The sequence below is a fragment of the Peribacillus frigoritolerans genome (genome assembly GCF_040250305.1).
Taxonomy (GTDB): Bacteria; Bacillota; Bacilli; order Bacillales; family DSM-1321; genus Peribacillus.
Map to the genome: position 1 here is coordinate 3,853,166 of NZ_CP158190.1, position 24,925 is coordinate 3,878,090.

A 24,925-nucleotide genomic window follows, 5' to 3' on the forward strand; every position below is an offset into this window, starting at 1 on the left:
TTTCACAACGAATACACGAAGCAAAAATATGTGAGAGTCTCTCCTCCCAGTCACAATTTATCTGTTTGAGTCAGCTTTTAAACATAATACTTTTCTTCGTCCAATAGAGTAATATTCCATGGAATAATCCTCTACCCTTTCAAGCGGAAAGCAATTACGTCCATCAAAAACAATCGGTTGCTTCATCTTTTCACTGAACAAGCTTAAAGACATATCTTTAAATTCATCCCATTCTGTTAATATAAAAACACAATCCGCTTCTGCCAAAGCCTCTTCTTTGGTTTGAACATATTCTATACAATTTGGTAACCATTCTTTTGCATTATTTATAGCTATCGGATCATATGCTTTTACAAGTGCTCCTAATTCTACTAGTTCTCTTGCTATCACAATAGAGGGAGCTTCCCTCATATCATCAGTGTTTGGTTTGAAACTTAAACCTAATATAGCGACCTTTTTTCCTTTTAATGAACCAAAGCGTTCATTTGCTAGGGAAATAAGTTTTCTCTGCTGCTTGGCATTCACCTCAATTACCGACTTCAACAAATGAAAATCAAGTTCAACATAAGAAGCAATTTTAGACAAAGCTTTTGTATCTTTCGGAAAACATGATCCCCCATAACCAATTCCTGCATTTAGAAACATAGTACCTATACGCTGATCAAGCCCCATACCTTTTCCTACTTCTTCGATATCTGCATCAACCTTTTCACAAATGTTTGCAATTTCGTTGATAAAACTTATTTTAGTTGCTAAGAAGGCGTTTGATGCATACTTTATCATTTCTGCACTTCTAATGTCTGTTTTAAGTATAGGAATACCAAATGGTTGATTTATCTTTTCTAGAACGTCAGCAGCAGCTGAATCATCAGCCCCGATGACAATTCGATCTCCATGAAATGCATCATGAAGTGCAGAACCCTCTCTCAAAAACTCAGGATTAGATACTACTTTGACCTGTTTTTCTTCACCTACTACTTCATCAATAATGGCTTGGACTTTATGATTTGTTCCCACGGGAACTGTGCTCTTAACAACGACAATAGTGTTGGTAGGTGCATACTTTGCAATGGTTTTAGTTGCCTGTTCAATATATTTCAGGTTTGCCGATCCATCTGCATTTTCTGGAGTACCCACCGCAATATAAATAGCGACAGCTCCTTGAAAAGCCTGTTGATAATCCGTAGTAAACGTAAGATTATCCTTCTCAATATTAGTTTTCATCATTTCACCTAGACCAGGCTCATAGATGGGGGTAATTCCCATATTCATCTTTTCTACTTTATTTTTATCTATGTCCACGCACGTTACACAATGTCCAACTTCAGACAAAGCAACACCAGTAACCAAACCAACATATCCTGTACCAACTACAGCGATTTTGCTCATATCAGCTCTCTCCTTTATTAATAAAAAGTTTTTCAATACTATTTATTATGTTCCTTTATAAATTTAAGTTTTATTACTCTTTTTCTGCATCATTAATAATGTTAAATTTCAACCATTATGAATAAATGAATGTTAATAAATTATCAACTTTCCCTTTCCATGACTCTTTTAATGACTGTTTCTTAATTTCTTTTGAAGTCATGGAATAATTTTTACAAGATTCTAGCACCTGAGAAATATTTGAATCATCATCATACAAAAATACAAATTCTTCATTTCTATTTTGCAATTCTGGTGTTTTTCTTGCTAAAACCTTTAATCCAGCTAATCCATATTCATATAATTTCATTGGACTTCTACCTTTATTGGCGGGATTGTCACTGGTTAACAATAAACCATAATCTGCAGCCATTAAATACTCAATAACTTTTTCATACTTTTGCTTTCCAAGATAAGAAATATTGTCATACTTTTTTGAAAGGTCCATTATTTTATTATTTCCCGGACCAATTAATTGAAATAAACTTGTTGGGTTTTCTTTCACTAGAAATTCCAGCATATCAAAATCAAAACGACTATCAAATGCACCAGCATAAATGAAAGTTTCTCTATCATTTTTTTTGTTTGTTCGGTTTAAAAAATAGGTTTCATCTACACCGTTACTAATCACCTTGATATTCTCAGAACTAATAGAATACATGTCAATTAAATGTTCTTTGACTGGTGTAGACGTAGCTATAATTTTTTTACATAACGATGTTGCTTCACTTTCAAACTTAATTACTCTACTACCTTCCATATGAGAATAAACATCAGTAGGACGGTATACTTTATGTAAACAGTTCAAATGTTTAATTATTGGGTAGAAATAAGGAGAATCAATTAATACTATATCTATAGTTTCATTATTAAAGAAATTAGAAATCTTCTTTACTATTTTTCTAATTTCAAACTTAGAAACTTTATTAATATGAAACATTTCTTTTGGAAGGAAAGTATTAGGTATTAGATTTTCCACTCCACCTTCGCTATAAAACTTTCCTCTTAACTCTTTTCTAAGTTTATTTTCATCATTTTTGCTTATTATATGAAACCAAGAATACGGTGCACTAACATGAAGAACTTTATTACCACGTTTAACTAGTTCTTTTGAGAGATGGTGCGACCCTACAACAAATGATCCCCCCATAAATGTATGAGATAGAAATAATATATTTTTCATCGTTTCCCTCAATTCATAAAATTAGTTTAAAAACTCTATTATTACAATATTGTACTTGGTCATAATCCTGTGTCATTTCCCATATATCAATAATGTGTTTACCAGTGTGAAATTTCACAACTATAATTTTAGTTTATTTATTAAATCAGATAAATAGTTCTCAGAATTATATGCCAAAACTGCTTTTTCTCTACCATTGTTTGATAATACTTGTTGCTTATCACTATTACTGACTAAGCTCAATATTTCTTTTGCTAAATTAGGAACAAGGTGTTCATCATTTTCTACTAAAACCCCACAATTATCAGATAGTATCTCTGGGATTGCTCCAACATTCGTAGATATAACCGGCTTTTTCATCGCCATCGATTCAACAATTGTTAGACCAAAAGCTTCGTCCCCTAGTGATGGAAGAACAATGATATTTGCAGAATCAAGATATTTAGGCAATTCAGCATGATTAACATAACCAATCATCAACACTTTGTTTAATGGCAATCTATTGATAGCAATCCTCAATTTTTCTTCATATGATTTATCATTTAATTCTCCAATTATAAACAGATGTAGCGACGGATTTTTAACTATAGCTTTGCCGAAAGCCTTAATTAACTCTAAAACACCTTTTTCTTCTATTACTCTTCCATGATATATTAAAATATTTTCTTCTGAGGGGATGTTATATTTCACTCTCAAGAATTGAGAATTCATTTTTTTAGTTTTAAATTTATTAACATTGATTCTGTTTTCTAAAACAATCGCTTTCTCCAATTCTTTATCTGTAGAACAAACTTCTTTAACCCTATTATTTATATATTCACTAACAGAAAGTACTTTATCACACAGTTTAACGATATTCTTAGAATCAGATCTATCTATATTAATAGTATCATTATGCAAATGAAGCGCGATTTTAGCTTCCTTTTTATTTTTTTTTACAAAACCTACATATAACGGTCTATTTTCTATAATAATCCAATCATATTCCTGCTTTTTAAGTTCTTTAACAGCATTAAATATATACGGATGAAAAATTTTTCTAAGACGTAATCTCCCTAAAAATTTATTTAATAAATTAACTATTTTCTCTAGGTTTTGGCTATAATGTATAAAATAAAAATTTGTGTTTTTTATTGTTTTACTTTTACTCAAAGCTCTCTCACTGTCTTTTGAAAACACATCAATCCTGAGCTTTTGTTCCTTTTCATTATTTTCAATTAACAAGTCTACTAATGTCTCTACAGCTCCCCCATCTACTGCTGGCACTGGCTTCATTTCATTACACAAAATAGCTATTCTCATATTCTATCCATCCTATGTCTTACTTTTTTATAATCTATCTCTTAATAGAATTTATTAAAAATCTTGAAAGATTTATTTCGCGAAAAAACCAGATTCTTTTGTATCCTTTTTTCTATATATAGTCCACATTTTTTTTATGGTTGTGAATTGTAAACTTAAAATTAAGAAAAGCAAGGATATATTTATCATAAACATAAACATCCATTTTATTGAAAGCAAATTCAAAAATGCACCAGATAATAACAATAATATTATTCCATAGTGCTTTATAACAGGGAACCTCATTCCATTTTCATTTGAAAAATGAGTTCTAGCCACAAAAAAGAAAACATATGATACTGAAGTTGCAATTGCTGCTCCAATTGCACCGAATTTAGGGACTAAAATGATATTAATAATGATATTTGGAACTAACGCTATCAAACCTACCCAGATACTCAAATAAGTTTTTTTCGAAAACACTATACCTAAACATGTTGTTTCACTCACAGTATATATAATTGGTTGTAAACATAAGAAAGCAACAATATACGTTGCATCCGCATATCCAGGTGATAATACATAGATAATTAGATCTTTTAACATTAAGATTGCGATGAATAGTATGGACATTAACAATAATATCGAATCACTGACTATCTTAAAATACTCTATATTTTTACCTTCCTCATACCAACGATAAGCCGTGGGAACCCAAAAACTTGTGAAACTTACTTGGATAATACTTAAAGCTCCAGCAATTTTTAATGTTGCTGTAAAAATTCCTACCTGATAGAAATCACTCCATGCTCGTAAAGATAATCTATCAAGTGAATTCAACAGGCTCGATAAAGATGTCGCTATTAAAATTGGCAATCCAAATAAAAGCATTTTTTTCAGTAATTCTTTATTCAATGAAAAGTTTTTATATACAAAAAGTAACCTGTATCTAATTATTAGGTATATGTCAGCTATAATTTGTCCAAATACTGCAGAGTAGACAACTGCTAGAAAATCACGTCTTATAAAAATTACAAATACCAAAGTAAAGAAGAAAATAGCTAGCTTAGTAAATATAGTAACTAATGAATACTCCAGTGCTTTTTCTTCCATTCTTAGAGAAAGTAAAATAAATCTTTCAATAACCATAGCTACTATCATTATCCCGAATAAAATAGCAGGAATAATTAGATTTGAGCTACCAAACAACAATATTGATATCTGAGATGGTAGTAAAAATGTAATTAGTAATATAAAAAAAGCCATAATCAAAGGAATAAAAATAGCATTTTGGAATAAGTTCAATTTATTTTTTGACGAATGATATTCTCTTGTATATGCTTGATCAATGCCAAGGAACAAAAATGTTCCAAAAATCATTTGGAATAACGAAAACATACTGGCCTTCCCGTATTCATTTGGATCTATAAAGTAGGTTGTTAATGGAATCGTAAGAAATGTAATAAAAGCACCTGCTACAGGGCCTATTGAAAAACCGATGAGCTTCTTTATAAAGTTATTCATTATACCAATAGAATATATTCTATTAGTCACCTCGATTATTAGATTATTAGATTATTAGAGATTATTAAACTAGTTACAGTGATTTTAGTTTAATAGCCCATTCTTTTAAAATAACTTGTGTACTAAAGTCTTTTGATCTTTCAATACTTTTCCTTTGAAAAAACTCTCGCTTTTCTCTATCAAGTATTAATTCTTTCAATTGAAGTATAAAATCATCAATGTTATATTTTTCAACCAAGATTCCATATTCGCCGTCTTTTAAAATCTCTTTCGGCCCTAGATTATTAAAACTTATTACAGGTAATCCACTTGCCATGGCTTCTGTGATTACAAGACCAAATCCTTCCCATCTTGAGGTCGAAATAAAGATGGAGCCTAAAGAATAAAAATCAATTAATTCATTACCCCTCAGAGAACCTTTTAATATAATTTTATCTTCTAATTTATTGGTAATAATTAAATTCTTAAATTCCCTTTTGTCTGCACCATCTCCAGCTACAAGAATTTTCCACCCCGGTTCTAATTCTCTAGCAATGTTTATTAGATAGTCTAGACCTTTTTGTTCGATTTTCAAACGTCCAACAAAAACAATAATATTATTATTTAAGTTACTAATTTTTGTTTCAGAAATGGTTAACGGATTATAGATGTAGCATGAGTTCACATTTAATTTTTTGTATTTTTCTAGGTCTGCGGATGTTAAGCATACAACCAAATCAGCTTGTCTGATTCCTGAAAAATAATCATCGATAAACTCTTTACTATATTGCTTAGTATACACATCGTAATTATTATGTTGCCAAGCAACAATTTTTATATTAGGAAATTCTTCTTTTAGTGAAGGGACGAGAGCTGTTAGTGAATCTTGACACAATATGACTATTTCGTGTTTACTTTGTTTTAAATATTTAATTAAATCCTCTGCCTGTTCTTTATATAAATCTAATATATTAAGCGATTTTTTGTTTATTTTATGCTTAAAATATAAACCTCTTTTTATTATTTTTCTTCTGATTTTTCTAGCTTTTATAGCGTTGGGTGTGTTAATACCTTTATCTATATCATAAAAAAAAGTATTTTCTCCTGAAAAATCGATTAAAGCAATATTATCCCCTCTTCTATGCAAAGAATTTGCCAATTCGACTGCTACCTTTTCGACACCGCCTAAATTAAAACCCACGTTTACAATACAAATGTTCATCAAATTCTCTTCCTTCTTTAAAGTGTAATAATAAATAAACTATACTTGTGTGTCTTATTAGAATAAATTGTGCCTATATGTTTTGATAACGTTTTTAGGTCACTTTTAACATTCATTGACTACAAAGCTAATACAAAATACTAACAAGTCTCTCTTGAGAAACCCCTTTTTTCGTTTTTTTTTATATTCATTGAAAGGAGGTCGAAAACTAAGCTCAGGGCACAAGTTTTAACCTAACCCTAAGCTAAGACTTGTATGCTCCTTTTTTTATAGTGGTACTCCAATGAAAATATAGAAATGGCATGTCAAAAAAAATCAATAATTATTTGCAAAGGAATTAGGGATAAGACTAAAGTAGTTATATTAGTTATACATTAGCTCTAAAGATAAAAAGTATTATGTCACACATTTGTTAAAGTGGCTTAATATGCTCCTTTTCTAGTCGCTACTAGTAAAATTGTATTTAAAAGAATCTTAATATCTAGCTTAAACCCTTGATGATCAATATAATAAAACTCTAAATCCGCACGTTCAGGGTAACCCACATCACTTCGACCACAGATTTGCCAATAGCCGGTAACACCAGGTTTAACAGCCAGAAACTCGGATAAACGATTATTATACTCTTTCAGTTCTTCTTGGATAACGGGTCTTGGACCAACTAAACTCATATCACCCTTTAGTACATTTATTAATTGAGGAAGTTCATCTAAGCTAGTTTTCCTTAAAAAACGTCCTATATTTGTGATGCGTGGATCTTCTTCTGATTCCAATTTATAATTGTTCTGTAGGTACTTTTTATAGAGTGATTTATCATTTTTTAAAACTTGTTCAGCATTTACAATCATTGAACGAAACTTATACACTACAAACATCTTTCCATTTTGCCCCACTCGTTTTTGTCCAAAAATGACAGGACCTTTATTCTCGCCAAACAAATACAGGAAACTGATAAGAACAAACACCGGAAAAGTTAGCATTAACCCTGCAAGAGCTCCTATAATATCAATTAGTCTTTTAGTTGCAAGATAAGGAAAACGTTGTTTTTGAACAACAATTTGAGAATCACTTAAATCAGATCCTTCTAAATTAGTTAATGGTTTATTTTCAGAAGCTGTATCACTCATACTTATTCACTTTTACACTTTCTTTTTTTAAAACTTCTCCTAAGAAGTCCAACAATGAATCTTTTAAGTCTTCATTGTTCAACGCAAACTCAATGGTCGTTTGAATAAACCCTAATTTCTCGCCTACGTCGAATCTCTTTCCTTCAAAATCATATGCAAAAACTCGTTGAATTTCGTTTAACTTTTGGATGGCATCTGTCAACTGAATCTCCCCACCTGCTCCCAGTTCATGCTTTTCCAAGAACATAAATATTTCAGGAGTGAAAATGTAACGGCCCATGATTGCCAAGTCGGATGGAGCTGTTCCTTTTGCTGGCTTTTCGACAAAGTTATTTACTTCATAGCGTCGGCCGTTTTGGTTACTTGGATCTACAATCCCATAACGATGGGTTTCTTCTTTAGGAACGGTTTGTACACCAATGACTGAGGATAGGGTTTTATCATATTCATTCATTAACTGTTTTAAGCAAGGTGTTTCCGCTTGGACGATATCATCACCTAATAAAACGGCGAATGGTTCATTTCCGATAAATTTCCTTGCACACCAAACTGCGTGTCCTAAACCTTTTGGTTCCTTTTGTCTAATGTAATGAATATCAACTTTGGAAGGAGCTTGGACCTTTTCAAGTAATTCGAATTTATTTTTTTCCATTAAATTATTTTCAAGTTCAAATGCATTGTCGAAATGATCCTCAATTGCACGTTTACCTTTTCCGGTTACAATAATGATATCTTCAATACCTGAAGCGACCGCTTCTTCGATGATATATTGAATGGTTGGTTTATCCACGATAGGTAGCATTTCCTTGGGCATCGCCTTAGTGGCTGGCAAGAACCTTGTCCCCAACCCTGCTGCTGGAATTATTGCTTTTTTTACTTTTTTCATTTATTCTCCCCCTCTTGTTATTCATGTTCATTTATTTAAAATATCTGGATGCTGATAAAATTCTATGTATTTTCCTAATTATCGAAAAAAAAGATTAAAAACTTAGAGTATTAGTCCGATATATAAAATGCCATAATATTTTTTCTTCATTGAAAATTAGTAACTCACATAAAAACAAAACAAATCTACCCATAAGAATTCACCCAAAATTAGCCTCGGACATTAAAAAATCCCCAATATTTTTTCTTTTTAATCTTATCAGGGACTTCTTTATAAACCGTTTTACCTGCTACAAGCAATTCCGCATTATCTAGAAAAAGGTCAACATAGTCGACACTGAATTTCTTTTCAATCACATCAAAAGCTTCATTCATTTTGAAGCTTCGACTTGTGATATTATGAGCATCTGATGAAATGAAATGTGTTAGATTAGATTCAATTAATTGCATCGCAAACTTTTGAATGTTCTTTCCGAAGGCACCCGAAACGCTGGAAGCAGTTACCTGGGTAAGTGTTCCGTTGTTCACAAACTTGTATAAAAGATCCGGATTTTCGATTAATTCTTGGTTTCGTTCTGGATGGACGATTATCGGAGTCAAGCGCTCGAATTGTATATCTGAGAGCAATTGTTCCGTATAGCGCGGGACATGTGCAGATGGCAGTTCAATAAAAAGATACTTTTCTCCATCATTCAGTGTGATGATTTCTTCCAGTTCATAGTCTTTCAAAATCTCTCCATATATCCTTGTTTCTTGCCCTGGCAGTATTTCCAACGGAATCGCTTCCGCTGTTAATACTTCATTGAGCTCTGCCACTCTGTGGATGATATCTTGTTTCCGATTTTCGTATTTCCCATTCATATGATGCGGCGTTGCAATGATCTTATGTATACCTTCTAAAACCGCTATTCTCGCCATCTCTAAACTATCCTCAATCGATTGAGCTCCATCATCTATCCCAGGTAATATGTGGGAATGGATGTCTATCATACCTCCACCTCCTTCCTTTAATTCTTTTAACCTATTAAAATCACAATCATTCCTTAACAATATAATACAAAAACTGGGAAACAAGTATTACTTTTACTTATTTCCATAATAATAGTAATACTGGCTATTTTTTTGCATTTTTTTATTATTTAACACAACCCCCAAAAGGTTACATGAAGCTGCATTCAATAGTTCTTTTGCCTTTATCGCTTGTTCAGTTCCTGTTTTCCCGCTCGAGATTACAAGAATCGTTCCGTCACATTTGTTCGATAGAATTTGTGCATCCGTAACCGCCAAGACTGGTGGTGTATCCATGATAATGACGTCAAATTCTTCGTAGAAACGTTCGAATAATTCATTCATCGAGTTAGAGCCTAGCAATTCAGCCGGATTAGGGGGAACTGGGCCGCTGGATAACACATATAGATTTTTTTCATCCGTTTCAACGACAGCATCTTTCAAATCCATGCGTTTCGTTAATACATTCGTCATTCCAAAGGTATTAGGTAAATTGAAGGTATAATGAACTGTTGGTTTTCTTAAGTCCGCATCCACAAGCAAAACCTTTTTTCCTTGCTGTGCAAATACGACCGCAAGATTGGCTGCTGTGGTGGATTTCCCTTCTCCTGGTCCTGTAGAAGTGACCATGATCGAACGCATCTCTTCATCAACGGCAGAAAATTGAATATTCGTCCGAATGGTACGGAATTGTTCCGATATCGGGGATTTTGGATTGAATTTGGCAATTAATTTTCTTTTAGTATCCAAATTTTTCTTTTTAGCCAATTTTTTCACCTCTTCCACGTGTTGCTGGTCTTTCCGAACGTAAGCTATTATCTCCTTGGCCATCAATTGTCCCAATGACACCAAGGATAGGCAACCCTAGTTGCTTCTCGATATCTTGCTCTGTCTTTATCGTGTTATCCAAATATTCCAAAAGGAAAGCAACACCTACACCTGCCATTAAACCAACCACCAAAGCAATCGCAATGTTAAGTAACGGTCGTGGCTTGATAGGTGATGGGTTTTCTGCAATTTCTGCTTTTACCAATAATGTCACATTATCTACATTCATGATCTCGACTATTTGTTTTTGAAACACTTCTGCTGTTTTATTCGCAATATCCACAGCTGTTTGTGGATTTTCATCCTCAGCAATGATGTTGACAACTTGTGAATCCTGTTCACTTGCAACTGATATCCTTTCATTTAACTCCACTGTTGTCATATCAAGATTAAGGTCTTCTTTAACTAATTCCAATATCGCCGAACTTTTAATGATGACATTATATGTATTAATTAATTGCAGATTCGTTTGAACTTCATTGTTATTATAAAGTGCTTCTTCATTCTTGGATTGATTGACAAGTAATTGAGTGGACGCCTGATAGATTGGCGTTAATAGAAAATAGCTGATTATTCCACTTACTAAAACAGCAAGTGCCGTAATGATGATAATTAGGTTTAAACGTTTTCGTAAAGTTAAAAATAGGTCTTTTATACTTATTGTTTCTTCCATGATTCCCTCCAACTTTTAAATAACAGCATTGGTATTATAACACAAAACCTTGCCATTCATTGTTTTTTTTGTCATAATTTTAGGTAATTTGATATTTATATTAAATCTTATTTCCCTATATATTGGTATGGTTATTTGAAAATTGGTATAAATTACAAAAAAACAGTGTCTAAATACGGCATATTATGGAGGAATCATATGAAGGTCTTCTTACCTACTTTTATTATTTTAGCATGCGTCGTATCTCTAGTTATAGGTAATATTCATTGGAATGGTAAAATCTCTGATGCTAGTGTCAGTCAGACTGAGCAAAAAAGTACGAAGGGGGAAACTAGTAATTCAAGTCCCGATAATGGAGAACTCGTAAAATACATAGGGAATTGGCCGAAGGCAAGCAAAGACTTATATAAAAAAAGATTGGCAGAAGGGAAACCTTTTAAAATTTTGCTGGTTGGATCGAATTCCCTTGGCAATGAGGGGTATAACTTGCCTGATGATTTAGCTGACCAGCTTAAAGATGTTTATGGAGACACCGTTCATGTGGACGGTTTACTTTACGATTTGATGTCTTCACAGTTTGTTCTTCAAAACAAACAAAATGATTTAATAGAGGCCAAGGCCGATTTAATTTTGTTCGAACCTTTCACACTAAAGGATAATGGGAATGTCGCCATTGAAGATTCTCTTGGAAATATAACGACGATTATTGAGGATGTCACTGCAGCAAACAAAGAAACACAATTCATTCTGCAGCCCCCTAACCCTTTATATAATGCAACCTACTATCCTAACCAAGTGAAGGAATTGGAAAAGTATGCAAAGGATAAGGATATTCCTTATCTCAATCATTGGAGTAATTGGCCTGATCAAGCATCAGATAAAATGATAGACGTTTTGAACGAAGGACGGGAAATACCTAATGAAAAGGGCTATAAAATATGGAGTTTGTATCTGGAAGAATTCTTTATTAAGCAGTTTTAAAACAAAAAGCCGCATCACCCTATACTGGGGATGCGGCTTTTTTGGGATTTAAAATATACCTAAGAATTTTCTTGATTCAATTTTCTGCGGCATTTCTTTGTATGCCAATTTACCTTGAATCAAAAGCTCGGCATTGTCCATGAATAAATACCTCATATCGACACCAAACTTATTTTCTATTTCAGTAAAAGCCTCGGTCATATGGAAAGCACGGCTTTTCGTATTATGGGCATCAGATGCTATATAGTGAGTCAGGTTTTTCTCGATGAGTTGAAAGGCAAACTTTTTAGTTTTCTTACCAAATCCACCAACGATACTTTTTGCTGTTATCTGAGTCAAAGCTCCATGTTTAACCAGCTTGTAAAGGTGATTTGGAGATTCCATAAACTCCAGATTCCTTTCTGGATGAACAATGATGGGAACTAGCCCTTTCATTTGCAACTCATATAATAAGGGCTCTGTATATGCAGGAACATGGTCTGCCGGCAATTCGATGAACACATATCTTCCGCCATCGTTCAAAGTTAAAATTCTTTCGGCCTGATAATCCGCTAAAAGATCTCCATAGATTCGTGTTTCCTGTCCTGCCAACACGTCCAAATCAATTGATTCAGCTTTCAATGCATCGTTTAGTTCTGCCACTTTTTCTATAATATCAAATTTCTCATTTTCAAAAGAACCATTTTTATGATGAGGAGTGGCAATGATGGTCCGTATACCCTCCGATACAGCAAGCTTAGCCATGGCTATACTCTCTGTAATGTGCTTAGCCCCGTCATCAACGCCTGATAATATATGAGAGTGTATATCAATCATCTATAAAACCTCTTTCCGCTCTGTCGGACAAACTTCGTAATTATTTACACATAAATCTAACATTTTAATGAATTTTATACAAATAAATATAATTGGTAATTACTATTAAACTCCAGAAATCCTTAAACGGATATTTTTAATCATTAAAATCCTTGAACTATTGAATTATCCTGAATATTACTATAAATCTTACCTCCGTTCTCTATTATGAACAATAGGAAAGAAGGCATGACTTTTTTTAAATAACCAAAACTAGAAATTTATTTCAATAGATTTGTCCTATAGTCTTTTTATGTTTTCATCTGGAAATATAAAAATGCTTTTCATTAAATTTTAACGATATAAACCCGAGGACATGATCTCCCATTTGGTTTATTACCAAGGGGCAATTACTCACATTGTATTAGCTGTACCTGATTTGATGCTGCGATTAAGTGGTAAAGAAGCTGTTGTGAAGTTATCGGCTGGTTATGGATTCAGGCTTTGTCTCGACAACAATAAAATAAAAAGAGCCCTAGGGCTCTAAAATAAACTATTAACAATTAATTTTATCCATCCAATAAAAGAAATCCATAACGGTATGCTCAAAGATGTACCAAACAAAAGTCCTTTTAAGAAATTCCCTTCATTTTTACCTACCATATTGAACACACCTCTCGGCTTGGTTTTCTTGTGATAATTATAATTGAAAGCGCTTTCTTTGTATATGAGGCATTTGTAGTAATTACTTTACAATTTTGATCCTTAAGAGGTGCCGGCAAGTTGAATCAGTCGGTTAACTGAAGAGATTAAAACAATCCTCTAGGACTCATCATGAAACTCTACCCCTGATGCTAGACATGATTCCCCATCGGCACATTTTTTAACCCTATGTAAACTATGTTATGGTTTTATTTGTTTTAAGTAATGTTATTGTATTTCCAGTTTCCTTCTCACTTTTTCGTTGTATGATAGAAAAAAAAGGAGTTTTGGGAATGATTATTCTGCAGTATATTGGAAAAGTTTTTTCATTCATGCATAAGGATATACCGGAAACTCATGTTAAATGCCATGTTTGTGCAGGTACAGGTGCCTATGATATTTATACAGATTGTCTTACTTGTAATGCAAAGGGATTAATAAGTAAATTTGAGTATAATAGGAGGCTTGAAGAGGGTGAAATTTAAGGAATTTCGTGAGGTCGATATATGTAATCAAAGAAGCAGTATTGGCTATTGCTTCTTTTTTTTGTCCAAAAAAAGTGCCGTTTGCCCCTCATCTCAAAAGAAGGGTATTTTAATTATCAGGGGGATACATATAACAGCTATTACTCACATTGGATTGGCTGTACCTGATTTAGATTCTGCGATTAAATGGTATGAGCAGGTATTGGGTTTCAGGTTATTGGCGGGTCCCTATTCGTTTGATACAAGTATGGAGAATAAACTTAATATGACTAATGATCCTCTTGGTAATACTGTTAAAAAGATGCTAAATGCTCATTTGATGGCGGATAATGGAGTGGAGATTGAGCTTTTTGAGTTTCTGGAATAAAAGCCGCGATTATTCCGCTTTGCCATTTACTTTTGTCGTTTTGTACCGCCTCCATTTACTGTCGGTTTCACAGAGGCTGTATTATCTTCTATATCATTCGACGTACTAGATCTAATTAAAATTATTTAAATTCAAAAATCCAGCAATTCTGCTGGATACTCCAAAGTACCAATCACTTAACCAAATTCAATACTTCTAGAAGTCTACCATCAGAATTATAGTTGAAAGTGACCGTCTTATCGTCATGAATGTGATAGCTTAAACCAAAAAACTCTCCGTCTTCCGGAAATTTTTGTATAAAAATCCTCGAGTTGTTCGGAATTTAGTTTAACGACCATAGGTTTCTTCCTATTATGTAGAGAATCTTCTACCCTCTCCATTACAGTCTCTGTAAATCTACCCATAATTATCTCCTTTAATCTCTCTTTCCCCAAATAATATACCTTATAAATGGTAAATAAAAGGTCCTTAATTAAAATTTCATAATAATGACACGATTCCTTAACAACTCTCCCAAGCATCTGATATTTTTACTGTAATTACCCATAATATTAATTAATCACCATTGTATCTGCACGGTTGTTTCACGCAAAGTTAATTCCACTCTACAGAAGGGTTCTGTATAGACAGGAACATGATTTAATGGCAATTTGATAATAATCCGCTATAATAGCCTGGATGCCAAGTAACATGATTCTGTATATGGCAGCTATTTTTTATGGCATTGGATTCGGTGCTGTCCAACCGGCTCTTCAAGCGTGGTCTCTTGAACACGCTGCCCGAAATCTAAAAGGCATGGCCAATGCCACTTTCTATTCCTTCTTTGATCTTGGAATCGTTTTCGGTGCCATCCTCTTCGGACAAATCGGCTATCTGTTTGGGTATAATGGCATTTACATAATGGCAGCAGTCTCTGGGGATTTCAATATTGGCTTACCTATGGATTTTAAGAAAAATGAAGTAATTTAAATTAAGGGACATCTTTGTGGATGTTCTTTTTTTCTTAAAACAGAATGATTTTGTAGAACAGTTTATTGCATTTGCATCAGCACATTTTTAACCCCATGTAAACTATGTTATGGTTATATTTGTTTTAAGTAATGTTATTGTATTTCCAGTTTCCCTCTCTCTTTTTCGTTGTATGATAGAAAAAAAAGGAGTTTTGGGAATGATTATTCTGCAGTATATTGGAAAAGTTTTTTCATTCATGCATAAGGATATACCGGAAACTCATGTTAAATGCCATGTTTGTGCAGGTACAGGTGCTTACGATATTTATACGGATTGTCTTACCTGTAATGCAAAAGGGTTAATAAGTAAAGTTGAGTATAATAGGAGGCTTGAAGAGGGTGAGATTTAATGATTCCATAAACAAAAAGTTAAATATCATCATCTTAAAGAGGATTTAAATTGTTACGCTAAAGCAGAATGAAACTGCGCTGGGACTAATTCACAAAACAGTTTTAAATCCATTTTTCTAACTCATATTCCACCGTTAGTTAAAAGATTTTAATTCCACACAAAATTGGGATTGAACTCTTCTGGGTCGATCTCTGCTTGTTTGTAGATAACAGGTTTTTCATTGGGCTTTTTTATAGTTAATTCAGTTTTTTCTTCGTTTAATTCTAAGGTAAGAAATGAAGTCCTGTTTGGCTCTTCTTCATTAAATATGACAGCAGTGATTTTGTTTTCCACTGGCTCTGTTACTTTGAAATAACTCACCATTTTCTCTTTGCCTTTTTTTGAGATTTTATCCATTATGTAATTGCCATCACCATCACTTTGGATAAGTATATACGACTCATCCTCTATCCAACCACCGTAAAGATGATACTTTGGAGCATCATAAGATGGCACATTATTGGGTCTTATAGGATTTTGAATCTCTTTTTCCTCTTGTACTTCCACCTTTTCGGTTTTGATGTTGTCACACGCAGCAAGACTTACCATAACAAGAAATCCTAAAGCAATTTTTTTAATATAAACAAATTTGTTCCTCAAAAAAAGTGCATGATGCATATAATGAACACTCCAATTTTTTTTTCTTTAGGTTCAATATTCTATTCTCCATCGCGTTAATTCCATTATACGTAAAAAATGGTAATTTCACTATCCCGTTTTTTTGATTTATTTTCTTACTATTATATAAATACTAAAATATAAAAACGAAAAGCCTCTCCCGCAAATGAACCGTTTGTCCCTCCCCTTAAAAGGGTATTTTAATGATCAGGGGGGATACATATGACAGCAATTACTCATGTTGGATTGGCTGTACCTGATTTAGATGCGGCGATTAAGTGGTATGAGCAGGTGTTGGGATTCAAATTATTGGCGGGTCCCTATTCGTTTGATGCGAGTGAGGAGAATGAACCTAATATGACGAATGATCTTCTTGGTGATGAAGTTAAAAAGATGCGTAATGCTCATATGATGGCGGATAATGGAGTGGGGATTGAGCTTTTTGAGTTTGAGGAACCGAGAATGCCTAAAGGTGAGAGTCGCGGTTATGAGGGCTTTTTTCATATTTGCTTAGTATCGGATGATATCGAAAAGCTGGCTGATGATATTGCTGCTTCTGGCGGTAAAAGGCGAAGCGATATATGGAATACCTGGGAGAACAAGCCCTATTATTTAATCTATTGTGAAGATCCTTTCGGCAATATCATTGAGCTTTACAGCCGAAGCACGGAATTGATGTATGGAAATAAAGATTGAGACAGAAGCAGCCCCCAATTTATTATTGGGGGCTGCTCTTGTTTTTCTATCACTTTTTAACCGTTACTTTTCTTGATTCGCTTACGTTTTTCGCTTTATCTTTGGCATAGATATATAGGTTCTTCCCGGCTTTTTGCTTAGGAATTCTAACCGTGAAGGTACCTTTGGTCGTTGCTGTGGCAGAGCCGATCACTTTTTTTGATGCTTTGATGTATACTGTGGAGTTAGCCTCTGCTTTCCCTGCTACTATTGTGGTTTTTATGTTGACTGGGTTGACCGTCGGTTTACTTGGTGCTGTTTTGTCTGCGACGGTCACGGTTTTGATCGAGCTTATATTTCCTGCTTTATCGGTTGCTGTAACGGATAGGACTTTTCCGGCTTTTTGTTTTTTTGACATCGTTACGGTGAAATTCCCTGAGCTGTTCGAATTTGCTTTGCCTAAAACCGTTCTGCCAGTTTTGACAGTGACGGAGGAGCTTGCTTCCGCTTTGCCGGTTACTTTTACGGTATTGTCACCTACCGTATTTACCGACGGTCTTGCAGGAGCCGTTTTATCTGCCACTTTAAATGAAACGGGTATACTTTTATTTCCCGATTTATCGATAAGCCTAGTAGAAATGGTCGTACCGGCTGTTTGTTTTGCGATGGTCGCTGTAAACGTTTTTTCGCCGTTGATCTTCATTGTGGCCAGTTGTTTTTTATCGGTATAAATGGAGACGGTCCCCGTTTTAAAATCAACCGGGATTTTCCCATTGATTTTGGTGTCCTTATCGGATATTGCGGTCACGGCCGGTTTGGTCAGCGTCTTCATTTCCAGTGCTTTTTTTGCATTGACCCGCCCGTTTCCATAGTAGATGTCTTTCCCTTTTGCACCTAGGTCCAAGGCTGAATCATAGAGGCGGTATTCGACCTCCGTTGTGTTGAGTTTGGGCTCATGGGACCAAATCAGTGCAGCTACACCCGCCACCATCGGTGTGGCCATCGATGTTCCGCTCATCCAGCCGTATTTACCATAAGGCAGGGTCGAAAGGATATCATCTCCAGGGGCCGCAATATCGACTGTTGAATGGTAGTTGGAATAACTGGGACGCTTGTCCCTTGAGTCAGTGGCAGCAACGGAAATAACATGGCTGAAGGCGGCTGGGTACACACGCTGTACATTTTTTCCCATATCCCCTTCATTCCCGGCAGCCGCCACGATCAGGACGCCTTTTTTATAGGCTTCCTGGACAGCCTTGTTCAAGGCCTCCGAATAACTGGTGTCTCCTAAACTCATATTGATGATGTTTGCCTTTTGCTGAACGGCATAATGTATCGCTTCAATAATGTCGGCCGTATCGGCATACTCCCCATCAAAGACATTGATCGGCATTAGTTTAACGTTCGGGGCAACACCCGTTCCGCCTATGCCGTTGTTCGCAGAACCGGCAATGATGCCTGCGATATGCGTTCCATGCTCCCCTTTTGGGACGATATGCTTCCGATTGCGTATCGTATCATAGGCATTGACGATCCTCCCTTTTAAATCTTCGTGGTTGCGATCGATTCCGTCGTCAATGATGGCCACGATCAATTCCTTCGAGCCCATCGATTTTGTCCACGCTGCATTCGTACCAAGCTTTTTATGGTGCCACTGGTCTATGTAGGCTGGGTCGTTCGGACTATCCATCTTCTTGAAAAGATAGTTTGGTTCTGCATATTCCACATTCTTCTGTTCTTCAAGTTCCTCAATCAGGGCGTCGGTTGTTTCCCCTTTAGGAACCTCCACCTTTTCTATCAACTCGTTGATCGGTTCATCGTTTTCCTCTTTATACTTGACGATGACACCATCAGATTGCGGCGTTTCTTCTGCAGAAGCAGAATCTGGCTGGTAGATTGGCAGAATCATAAACAGTAATACTACCGGCAATATGGCCTGAATAAGTTTGTGCATACAATCACTCCAAAAAATATGATTAAGAATAGCTAACGATGAGGTTTGATCATGAACCATTTCTACTATTATTCCTAACTAGATTGTATACCGTCTGATTTGGATTTACTAACCTTTTTATCTAGTTAAATTAACTTATTTGCACAACAAAAAAACCACTATAAAGTGGTTTTAGTTTGTCGACAAAATGGGATCTACACAAAGCGGTTGACTGTAGATAATAATTTGACTGTAACATTTGTACTTTGATTTCCTCTCCAGGCACTCGCTTTCCGCGGGCGGTCCGGGAGCCTCCTCGACGCTTCGCGCCTGTGGGGTCTCCCTTGGACTCGCTTTTCCCGCAGGAGTCTCGTACCTTCCGTTCCAATCAACTTATTCAGGTAGAACACTTTTGTCTAAAAAAGGGTTCTAAGTATCTCACCCCGAATCCATTTTTTAAAAGAAGACTTGTATATTCTTCATGTTTTTTACTTTTTATATGGATCAAACACTAGATTGAAGAAATTTGCGACACTCCTGCCGAATTACTGGCTAGCCGAGACCACAGCCAGTTACTTTGATGAAGCATGGCAGACAGTCGGCGGAAAAGGAGCGGATTTCTGCAAACAACTGGAACTTTTTAAAATAAAAAAACTGTAGACAAATTCGCTTTCCTTCGAGTTTGTCTACAGTCAACCGCTATAAAGTGGTTTAATGTCCGCCTAAATAGGCATTCTTGATTTCTTCGCTTGCGGTCAGTTCCTCTGATTTGCCTGATAGGACGATTCGGCCGGTTTCGACAACATAGGCTCTGTCCGCGATGGATAGTGCTAAGTTGGCATTTTGTTCGACTAGCAGAATCGTTGTACCCGTTTTGTTGATTTCTTCGATGATATTAAAGATTTGCTTCACCAATAATGGCGCAAGTCCCATCGATGGCTCGTCCAATAACAGAAGCCGGGGCTTGGCCATGAGTGCCCTGCCCATTGCGAGCATTTGCTGTTCCCCGCCGGAAAGTGTTCCGGATTGCTGTTTCAGGCGCTCTAGCAAACGCGGGAATAATTCATAGACTTTCTCCATATCCTGCTTAATGCCTGCCTTATCCTTACGTAAATAAGCACCAAGCTGAAGGTTTTCTTCAACGGTCATGTTGGCAAAGACCCGCCGGCCTTCTGGGACATGGGAAATGCCCATTTTCACGATCGATTGTGCTGCCTTTCCGCCGATGGAATCCCCTTCGTATAGAATCTTCCCTTGTTTTGGTTTTAATAGGCCGGAAATGCTTTTCAGCAACGTGCTTTTCCCGGCTCCGTTCGCCCCGATCAGGGTTACGATTTCGCCTTCGTTAATAGAAAGCGAGATTCCTTTCAGGGCTTGAATGTTTCCGTAATAGACGTTGATGTCCTCGATTTTTAACATTATGAAACCTCCTCGCCCAGATAGGCCTCGATGACTTTTGGATTGTTACGGATTTCCTCTGGCTTTCCTTGAGCGATCAGTTGTCCGTGATCGAGTACATATATGCGTTCGCAAACACCCATGACGAGCGGCATATCATGTTCAATCAATAATACGGTCAAATCGAATTTCTCACGGATGAGGGCAATCAGGTTCATGAGTTCGTGCGTTTCCTGGGGGTTCATCCCTGCAGCCGGTTCATCCAGCAAAAGCAGTTTTGGGTTGGCTGCAAGTGCACGGGCGATTTCCAAACGTCTTTGTTTACCATATGGCAGGTTCTTCGCCTTTTCATCCTTATATTGATCAAGGTTGAAAATCTTCAGGAACTCAATCGCCTTTTCATCCATTTCCTTTTCGCCTTTAAAATGGATCGGCATGCGGAAGATCGAACTTAAGATATTATGCTTCGAAAGCGAATGATAGGCCACTTTTACATTATCGATCACGGATAGTTCACTGAACAAGCGAATGTTCTGGAATGTCCGGCTGATTCCTTTTTGCGTGATTTTATATGGAGGCAGTTTTCTTAAGTTCTCACCTTCCAAAGAAATCGTGCCCTCCGTCGGGACGTAAACTCCTGTCAGTAAGTTAAAGAAAGTCGTTTTTCCAGCGCCGTTCGGCCCGATCAAGCCAATCAGTTCTCCTGGATATAACTCGACGTTAACATCAGAAACGGCTTTAAGACCCCCGAACTGGATGCCGACTGAATCGACTTTAAGCAGCGGTGTTTTTATTTTTTTCATGGCTGCTTCCTCCTTTACGTTTGAACATGGATGTTATTTCTTTTGTCCCCATTAAGCCTTGTGGGCGATAGAGCATCATCACGATTAGCACAAGACTGTAGATGATCATTCGTGTTTCCGGATAATCCTGCAGGAAAGTCGTTACGACAGTCAATAATATCGCGGCCAATACGGCACCGGAAAGACTTCCAAGACCGCCAAGCACGACTAGGATCAAAATATCAAATGATTTCAAGAATCCGAAGTTCGATGGCTGGATGATATAGAAGTTATGAGCGTAAAGCCCTCCGGCAATACCGGCAAAAAAAGCACCGATCGCAAATGCCACAACTTTATAGTACGTCGTGTTGATTCCCATCGAATCGGCAGCCGTTTCGTCCTCGCGGATCGATATGCAGGCCCTGCCGTGGGTCGAGCTAGTAAAGTTTCGGATGACGATGATTGTTACGATAACGGAAGCGAATACCCAAGGCCAAGTGGTCAAATGGGAAACCTGCATGCCGCTCGCCCCGCCGACATAATCGATATTCAAAAGCATGATCCGGACGATTTCACCAAAACCCAGGGTCGCAATCGCCAGATAGTCACCTTTTAAGCGTAAGCTTGGAATTCCGATGATCAAGCCTGCCAGCGCTGACGCCAAACCGCCGACTATCAATGCCGCATAAAATGGCATTTCCAGCTTCATCGTCATGACGGCTGAAGCATAGGCACCGACTGCCAGGAATCCGGCATGTCCGATGGAGAACTGCCCGGTTATCCCGATGATCAAATGCAGGCTCGCTGCCAGAATGATATTGATCCCGATGAACATGAGCGTATTTTGATAAAAAGGATTTAGCGATCCGCCGCCGATTAACACTTGAACTGCGGCGAAAAAGATCAATGATAGTGAAATCGAGAGCCAAAAACCTTTTGCTCGCTTAATTGTAGTCATTGCTTTGTCTCCCCTATACTTTTTCTTTTTTGTTTTTACCGAATAAGCCTTGTGGCATGAAAATCAAGATAAGAATCAGTACGACGAAGGCTACAGCATCACGCCATAATGAGTAACCGGCGGCACTGACCAAAGCTTCGATGACACCTAGCAATAGGCCACCGACCATCGCGCCCGGTATAATCCCGATCCCTCCAAGTACGGCGGCAACGAATGCCTTCAATCCCGGAAGCACACCCATAAGCGGCTCGATCTTAATATAGTAAATACCGAAAATGACGCCCGCTGCCCCAGCCAATGCGGAACCGATTGCAAAGGTGGCAGAAATCGTGTTATCGACATTTATCCCCATTAGCTTAGCTGCATCCGCATCGTAGGAAACGGCACGCATCGCTTTTCCTATTTTTGATTTATGAACGATGATTTGAAGGATGATCATCAAGACTACAGCCACTCCAAAAATCAAAACCGATTGACTATTGATGGAAACTCCAAAAATATTGAACTTGTCTGTCGGCAATACATCATTCGGATAAGCTTCCGGCTGTGCACCGCGGACGTAGATGAATCCGTATTCAATCAAAAGGGAAACACCGATGGCAGTGATAAGTGCCGCGATACGTGTTGCGTTACGTAATGGCTTGTACGCGATACGTTCGATCAATACTCCAAACAGCGCACAGACCGTCATCGAGATTAATAGGGCAGGCACGAATGACAGATCCAGGACCGTTATTGAGTAAAACCCAACGAATGAGCCGACCATGAATACATCACCATGTGCAAAGTTTATCAATTTAACAATCCCGTAAACCATCGTATATCCGAGAGCGATAAGGGCATAAATACTTCCTAGTGAAACCCCGTTTATTAACTGTTGTATCAATTCCATGTTCGACTCTCCTTGAAAATCTAATTTTATGAGTGATTAGTCCAGTCTCTTTCATTCCGCTAAGGGGATGTTCAGCATCCTGGCATGCTTGAAAAATGAGAATTCGCCAGCACCTTCTTATTGACGAAGGGCCGGCGAAAGGATTGGAGTTGTACTCCGAAATTAAGGATTGATTTTTGTGTTGAAAACTTGCTCTCCCTCTTTAAACTCAAGGATGGTAGCAGATTTGATTGGATTATGTTTTTCATCCAATGTGAATGTACCCGTTACAAGCTCAAGGTCAGCCGTTTTTTCCAGCGCTTCTTTGATTTTTTCTGAATCCGCTGATCCAGCACGTTTAATCGCGTCTGCAAGGAAGTATCCTGTGTCATATCCTAGAGCGTTAAATGCATCCGGGGATTTATCTTTGTACTTCGCTTTAAATGCAGACACAAAATTCTGAATTTTCTCATCAGGGTCACCTGAAGAATAATGGTTCGTGATGAACGTATTATTTAGAGCTTTTGCACCGGCAATTTCTACTAGCTTAGGAGAATCCCAGCCGTCGCCGCCCATGAATGGAACGTCAAGTCCAGTTTCACGTGCCTGCTTCACGATCAGACCAGCTTCCTCATAGTAACCAGGAAGGAAAATGAAATCAGGTTTTGCCGATTTCAAACGAGTCAATGTGGAACGGAAATCAGTATCCTTCGCGATGTAAGCTTCCTCAGCAACGATTTTTCCACCATTTTTTTCAAATTGTTCTTTAAAGGCTGCCGCTAATCCTTTTGAATAATCACTTGCGCTGTCAATATAGATGGCTGCACTTTTCGCTTTGATTTCTTTAGTGGCAAAGTTCGCAGCTACCGTTCCTTGGAACGGATCGATGAAGCTTGTCCTGAAAACGTAATCGTTCAATTTATCCTTGCTGAAAGTGATTTCCGGGCTTGTACCGGAAGGTGAGATGACCGGCACTTTATTATCTTGTGCAATCTGTACTTGTGCAATCGAGTTCGTGCTTGTCGCTGCACCTACGATTGCTGCAACCTGATCTTGTGATGTCAGCTTGATCGCTCCGCTTGTCGCTTCTGACGCTTCTGATTTATTATCGACTTTTATAAGTTTGATTTTTTTACCGTCAATGCCTTCTTTATTTATTTCTGCAGTCGCAAGCTCCAGACCTTCTGCAATCGATTGTCCATATGAAGCAACACCGCCTGATAATTCAAGGTTGACACCGATTTTTATCGTATCTCCATCTCCGCTTGATTTTTCTGATGAACCAGAGCTGGAACAACCGGCTAGCACTCCTGCAGCAAGTGTTAGAGAAAGGAATGCACCTGCTAGTTTTTTCTTTTTCATAAATAATCCCCCCGTTTAGTAATCATCGCTCTGATGCATGAATATTTATTCAAGATGCCTCAGAAAAAGTTGATTAGATGAAATTTTTGAAATTAAATTAATATTTCGAAAAATAGTTTACCGCATAATTTTCATTCCGTCTATACAATAATTGTGAGAAGATTTCGCCAAATAGGATATTTTTCACAGGAAGTGCTATATCATTTTTATCTTTATATATTTTAAATATTGCGAAAATAGGCGTTATAATCAGAAAAAACTGATAATTTAATTATTTCGATATTGTAAATTCCTTATTTATTGCTCAAAAAATTTTATTCATTCCCTTATTTTTTTAATCCTTTTAATTACATTTTTACCAAAATAGAAGTATATTGATAGGGAATTAAACCCAGTTTTTTAGTTCTTTTTTAGTCTTAATTCCTATATCAAAATTGAATAATACTATATTGGATGTAT

The 24,925-nt window shown here is 36.6% G+C and carries 25 protein-coding genes; 7 read left to right on the plus strand and 18 right to left on the minus strand.

All coding sequences use genetic code 11. The features are described 5' to 3' along the window. Positions 1-57 precede the first annotated feature (57 nt). From ABOA58_RS18885 to ABOA58_RS18930, 10 genes are all read right to left on the minus strand, one after another. Complete coding sequence (locus tag ABOA58_RS18885) at positions 58-1,389, minus strand: UDP-glucose dehydrogenase family protein (protein ID WP_350299565.1); 1,332 nt, start codon at positions 1,387-1,389, stop codon at positions 58-60. 115 nt (positions 1,390-1,504) lie between these two features. Then, entirely contained in the window at positions 1,505-2,611 is a 1,107-nt protein-coding gene (locus ABOA58_RS18890) for a glycosyltransferase (protein ID WP_350299566.1), read from the minus strand. A 120-nt stretch (positions 2,612-2,731) separates the two neighbouring features. Continuing rightward, the gene (locus ABOA58_RS18895; RefSeq protein ID WP_350299567.1) at positions 2,732-3,913 is read right to left on the minus strand and encodes a glycosyltransferase family 4 protein; all 1,182 of its coding nucleotides are present in this window, start codon (positions 3,911-3,913) and stop codon (positions 2,732-2,734) included. A 72-nt stretch (positions 3,914-3,985) separates the two neighbouring features. Beyond that, complete coding sequence (locus ABOA58_RS18900; protein ID WP_350299568.1) at positions 3,986-5,416, minus strand: oligosaccharide flippase family protein; 1,431 nt, start codon at positions 5,414-5,416, stop codon at positions 3,986-3,988. 73 nt (positions 5,417-5,489) lie between these two features. Then, complete coding sequence (locus tag ABOA58_RS18905) at positions 5,490-6,617, minus strand: glycosyltransferase (protein ID WP_350299569.1); 1,128 nt, start codon at positions 6,615-6,617, stop codon at positions 5,490-5,492. Between the two features lie 422 nt (positions 6,618-7,039). Then, positions 7,040-7,744, minus strand: a complete 705-nt coding sequence (locus ABOA58_RS18910; protein WP_350299570.1) for a sugar transferase — start codon at positions 7,742-7,744, stop codon at positions 7,040-7,042. After that, positions 7,737-8,630, minus strand: coding sequence for a UTP--glucose-1-phosphate uridylyltransferase GalU (galU, locus tag ABOA58_RS18915; RefSeq protein ID WP_350299571.1), 894 nt, complete (start codon positions 8,628-8,630; stop codon positions 7,737-7,739). The genes ABOA58_RS18910 and galU overlap by 8 nt, the downstream gene beginning before the upstream one ends. Positions 8,631-8,839: 209 nt before the next feature. Further along, complete coding sequence (locus ABOA58_RS18920; protein WP_350299572.1) at positions 8,840-9,619, minus strand: tyrosine-protein phosphatase; 780 nt, start codon at positions 9,617-9,619, stop codon at positions 8,840-8,842. Positions 9,620-9,712: 93 nt separating this feature from the next. Next, positions 9,713-10,405 (minus strand): CpsD/CapB family tyrosine-protein kinase, encoded by a 693-nt coding sequence (locus ABOA58_RS18925; RefSeq protein ID WP_350299573.1) that lies wholly within the window; start codon positions 10,403-10,405, stop codon positions 9,713-9,715. Beyond that, positions 10,398-11,138 carry a YveK family protein gene (locus tag ABOA58_RS18930; protein WP_350299574.1) on the minus strand — a complete coding sequence of 247 codons (741 nt, stop codon included), beginning with the start codon at positions 11,136-11,138 and terminating at the stop codon, positions 10,398-10,400. The genes ABOA58_RS18925 and ABOA58_RS18930 overlap by 8 nt, the downstream gene beginning before the upstream one ends. 198 nt (positions 11,139-11,336) lie before the next feature. Here ABOA58_RS18930 and ABOA58_RS18935 point away from each other — a divergent pair, with 198 nt between their 5' ends. Further along, positions 11,337-12,119: an SGNH/GDSL hydrolase family protein gene (locus ABOA58_RS18935; RefSeq protein ID WP_350299575.1), complete on the plus strand. Its 783-nt coding sequence runs from the start codon at positions 11,337-11,339 to the stop codon at positions 12,117-12,119. Between the two features lie 48 nt (positions 12,120-12,167). On the opposite strand, the gene ABOA58_RS18940 is transcribed toward ABOA58_RS18935, so the two are convergent. Continuing rightward, entirely contained in the window at positions 12,168-12,935 is a 768-nt protein-coding gene (locus ABOA58_RS18940; RefSeq protein ID WP_350299576.1) for a tyrosine-protein phosphatase, read from the minus strand. 974 nt (positions 12,936-13,909) lie between these two features. Here ABOA58_RS18940 and ABOA58_RS18945 point away from each other — a divergent pair. From ABOA58_RS18945 to ABOA58_RS18960, 4 genes are all read left to right on the plus strand, one after another. Then, the gene (locus tag ABOA58_RS18945) at positions 13,910-14,101 is read left to right on the plus strand and encodes a hypothetical protein (protein ID WP_289350504.1); all 192 of its coding nucleotides are present in this window, start codon (positions 13,910-13,912) and stop codon (positions 14,099-14,101) included. Beyond that, the gene (locus ABOA58_RS18950) at positions 14,091-14,468 is read left to right on the plus strand and encodes a VOC family protein (RefSeq protein WP_350299577.1); all 378 of its coding nucleotides are present in this window, start codon (positions 14,091-14,093) and stop codon (positions 14,466-14,468) included. Before ABOA58_RS18945 ends, ABOA58_RS18950 begins: the two co-directional genes overlap by 11 nt. A 690-nt stretch (positions 14,469-15,158) precedes the next feature. Then, complete coding sequence (locus ABOA58_RS18955) at positions 15,159-15,437, plus strand: hypothetical protein (protein WP_434547742.1); 279 nt, start codon at positions 15,159-15,161, stop codon at positions 15,435-15,437. Positions 15,438-15,636: 199 nt separating this feature from the next. Next, positions 15,637-15,828 (plus strand): hypothetical protein, encoded by a 192-nt coding sequence (locus ABOA58_RS18960; RefSeq protein ID WP_048681418.1) that lies wholly within the window; start codon positions 15,637-15,639, stop codon positions 15,826-15,828. A gap of 149 nt (positions 15,829-15,977) precedes the next feature. Here the strand turns inward: ABOA58_RS18960 and ABOA58_RS18965 are convergent, their stop codons facing one another. Next, positions 15,978-16,487 carry a hypothetical protein gene (locus tag ABOA58_RS18965; RefSeq protein WP_350299578.1) on the minus strand — a complete coding sequence of 170 codons (510 nt, stop codon included), beginning with the start codon at positions 16,485-16,487 and terminating at the stop codon, positions 15,978-15,980. Positions 16,488-16,709: 222 nt separating this feature from the next. Between ABOA58_RS18965 and ABOA58_RS18970 the strand changes: the two genes are divergently transcribed. Beyond that, positions 16,710-17,183, plus strand: a complete 474-nt coding sequence (locus tag ABOA58_RS18970; RefSeq protein WP_350299579.1) for a VOC family protein — start codon at positions 16,710-16,712, stop codon at positions 17,181-17,183. 49 nt (positions 17,184-17,232) lie between these two features. On the opposite strand, the gene ABOA58_RS18975 is transcribed toward ABOA58_RS18970, so the two are convergent. Continuing rightward, positions 17,233-19,116, minus strand: a complete 1,884-nt coding sequence (locus ABOA58_RS18975) for a S8 family serine peptidase (RefSeq protein ID WP_350299580.1) — start codon at positions 19,114-19,116, stop codon at positions 17,233-17,235. 495 nt (positions 19,117-19,611) lie between these two features. On the opposite strand from ABOA58_RS18975, the gene ABOA58_RS18980 reads away from it, so the two are divergent. After that, on the plus strand, positions 19,612-19,755 hold the full coding sequence (locus tag ABOA58_RS18980; RefSeq protein ID WP_350299581.1) for a hypothetical protein: 144 nt from the start codon (positions 19,612-19,614) through the stop codon (positions 19,753-19,755). A 51-nt stretch (positions 19,756-19,806) separates the two neighbouring features. On the opposite strand, the gene ABOA58_RS18985 is transcribed toward ABOA58_RS18980, so the two are convergent. From ABOA58_RS18985 to ABOA58_RS19005, 5 genes are all read right to left on the minus strand, one after another. Beyond that, positions 19,807-20,514 (minus strand): ABC transporter ATP-binding protein, encoded by a 708-nt coding sequence (locus ABOA58_RS18985; protein ID WP_350299582.1) that lies wholly within the window; start codon positions 20,512-20,514, stop codon positions 19,807-19,809. Then, positions 20,514-21,296 carry an ABC transporter ATP-binding protein gene (locus ABOA58_RS18990; protein WP_101222747.1) on the minus strand — a complete coding sequence of 261 codons (783 nt, stop codon included), beginning with the start codon at positions 21,294-21,296 and terminating at the stop codon, positions 20,514-20,516. Before ABOA58_RS18990 ends, ABOA58_RS18985 begins: the two co-directional genes overlap by 1 nt. Continuing rightward, complete coding sequence (locus ABOA58_RS18995) at positions 21,268-22,233, minus strand: branched-chain amino acid ABC transporter permease (RefSeq protein WP_101222748.1); 966 nt, start codon at positions 22,231-22,233, stop codon at positions 21,268-21,270. Before ABOA58_RS18995 ends, ABOA58_RS18990 begins: the two co-directional genes overlap by 29 nt. 13 nt (positions 22,234-22,246) lie before the next feature. Next, entirely contained in the window at positions 22,247-23,125 is an 879-nt protein-coding gene (locus ABOA58_RS19000; protein ID WP_095390668.1) for a branched-chain amino acid ABC transporter permease, read from the minus strand. Positions 23,126-23,287: 162 nt separating this feature from the next. Then, entirely contained in the window at positions 23,288-24,466 is a 1,179-nt protein-coding gene (locus ABOA58_RS19005) for an ABC transporter substrate-binding protein (RefSeq protein ID WP_350299583.1), read from the minus strand. Between the last annotated feature and the right edge of the window lie 459 nt (positions 24,467-24,925).

Excerpts from the sequence above, each read along its gene's own strand:
- ABOA58_RS18885 (WP_350299565.1), bottom strand. The coding sequence starts at position 1,389 with ATGAGCAAAATCGCTGTAGTTGGTACAGGATATGTTGGTTTGGTTACT.
- ABOA58_RS18890 (WP_350299566.1), bottom strand. The coding sequence starts at position 2,611 with ATGAAAAATATATTATTTCTATCTCATACATTTATGGGGGGATCATTT.
- ABOA58_RS18895 (WP_350299567.1), bottom strand. The coding sequence starts at position 3,913 with ATGAGAATAGCTATTTTGTGTAATGAAATGAAGCCAGTGCCAGCAGTA.
- ABOA58_RS18900 (WP_350299568.1), bottom strand. The coding sequence starts at position 5,416 with ATGAATAACTTTATAAAGAAGCTCATCGGTTTTTCAATAGGCCCTGTA.
- ABOA58_RS18905 (WP_350299569.1), bottom strand. The coding sequence starts at position 6,617 with ATGAACATTTGTATTGTAAACGTGGGTTTTAATTTAGGCGGTGTCGAA.
- ABOA58_RS18910 (WP_350299570.1), bottom strand. The coding sequence starts at position 7,744 with ATGAGTGATACAGCTTCTGAAAATAAACCATTAACTAATTTAGAAGGA.
- galU (WP_350299571.1), bottom strand. The coding sequence starts at position 8,630 with ATGAAAAAAGTAAAAAAAGCAATAATTCCAGCAGCAGGGTTGGGGACA.
- ABOA58_RS18920 (WP_350299572.1), bottom strand. The coding sequence starts at position 9,619 with ATGATAGACATCCATTCCCACATATTACCTGGGATAGATGATGGAGCT.
- ABOA58_RS18930 (WP_350299574.1), bottom strand. The coding sequence starts at position 11,138 with ATGGAAGAAACAATAAGTATAAAAGACCTATTTTTAACTTTACGAAAA.
- ABOA58_RS18935 (WP_350299575.1), top strand. The coding sequence starts at position 11,337 with ATGAAGGTCTTCTTACCTACTTTTATTATTTTAGCATGCGTCGTATCT.
- ABOA58_RS18940 (WP_350299576.1), bottom strand. The coding sequence starts at position 12,935 with ATGATTGATATACACTCTCATATATTATCAGGCGTTGATGACGGGGCT.
- ABOA58_RS18945 (WP_289350504.1), top strand. The coding sequence starts at position 13,910 with ATGATTATTCTGCAGTATATTGGAAAAGTTTTTTCATTCATGCATAAG.
- ABOA58_RS18955 (WP_434547742.1), top strand. The coding sequence starts at position 15,159 with ATGATTCTGTATATGGCAGCTATTTTTTATGGCATTGGATTCGGTGCT.
- ABOA58_RS18960 (WP_048681418.1), top strand. The coding sequence starts at position 15,637 with ATGATTATTCTGCAGTATATTGGAAAAGTTTTTTCATTCATGCATAAG.
- ABOA58_RS18965 (WP_350299578.1), bottom strand. The coding sequence starts at position 16,487 with ATGCATCATGCACTTTTTTTGAGGAACAAATTTGTTTATATTAAAAAA.
- ABOA58_RS18970 (WP_350299579.1), top strand. The coding sequence starts at position 16,710 with ATGACAGCAATTACTCATGTTGGATTGGCTGTACCTGATTTAGATGCG.
- ABOA58_RS18975 (WP_350299580.1), bottom strand. The coding sequence starts at position 19,116 with ATGCACAAACTTATTCAGGCCATATTGCCGGTAGTATTACTGTTTATG.
- ABOA58_RS18985 (WP_350299582.1), bottom strand. The coding sequence starts at position 20,514 with ATGTTAAAAATCGAGGACATCAACGTCTATTACGGAAACATTCAAGCC.
- ABOA58_RS18990 (WP_101222747.1), bottom strand. The coding sequence starts at position 21,296 with ATGAAAAAAATAAAAACACCGCTGCTTAAAGTCGATTCAGTCGGCATC.
- ABOA58_RS18995 (WP_101222748.1), bottom strand. The coding sequence starts at position 22,233 with ATGACTACAATTAAGCGAGCAAAAGGTTTTTGGCTCTCGATTTCACTA.
- ABOA58_RS19000 (WP_095390668.1), bottom strand. The coding sequence starts at position 23,125 with ATGGAATTGATACAACAGTTAATAAACGGGGTTTCACTAGGAAGTATT.
- ABOA58_RS19005 (WP_350299583.1), bottom strand. The coding sequence starts at position 24,466 with ATGAAAAAGAAAAAACTAGCAGGTGCATTCCTTTCTCTAACACTTGCT.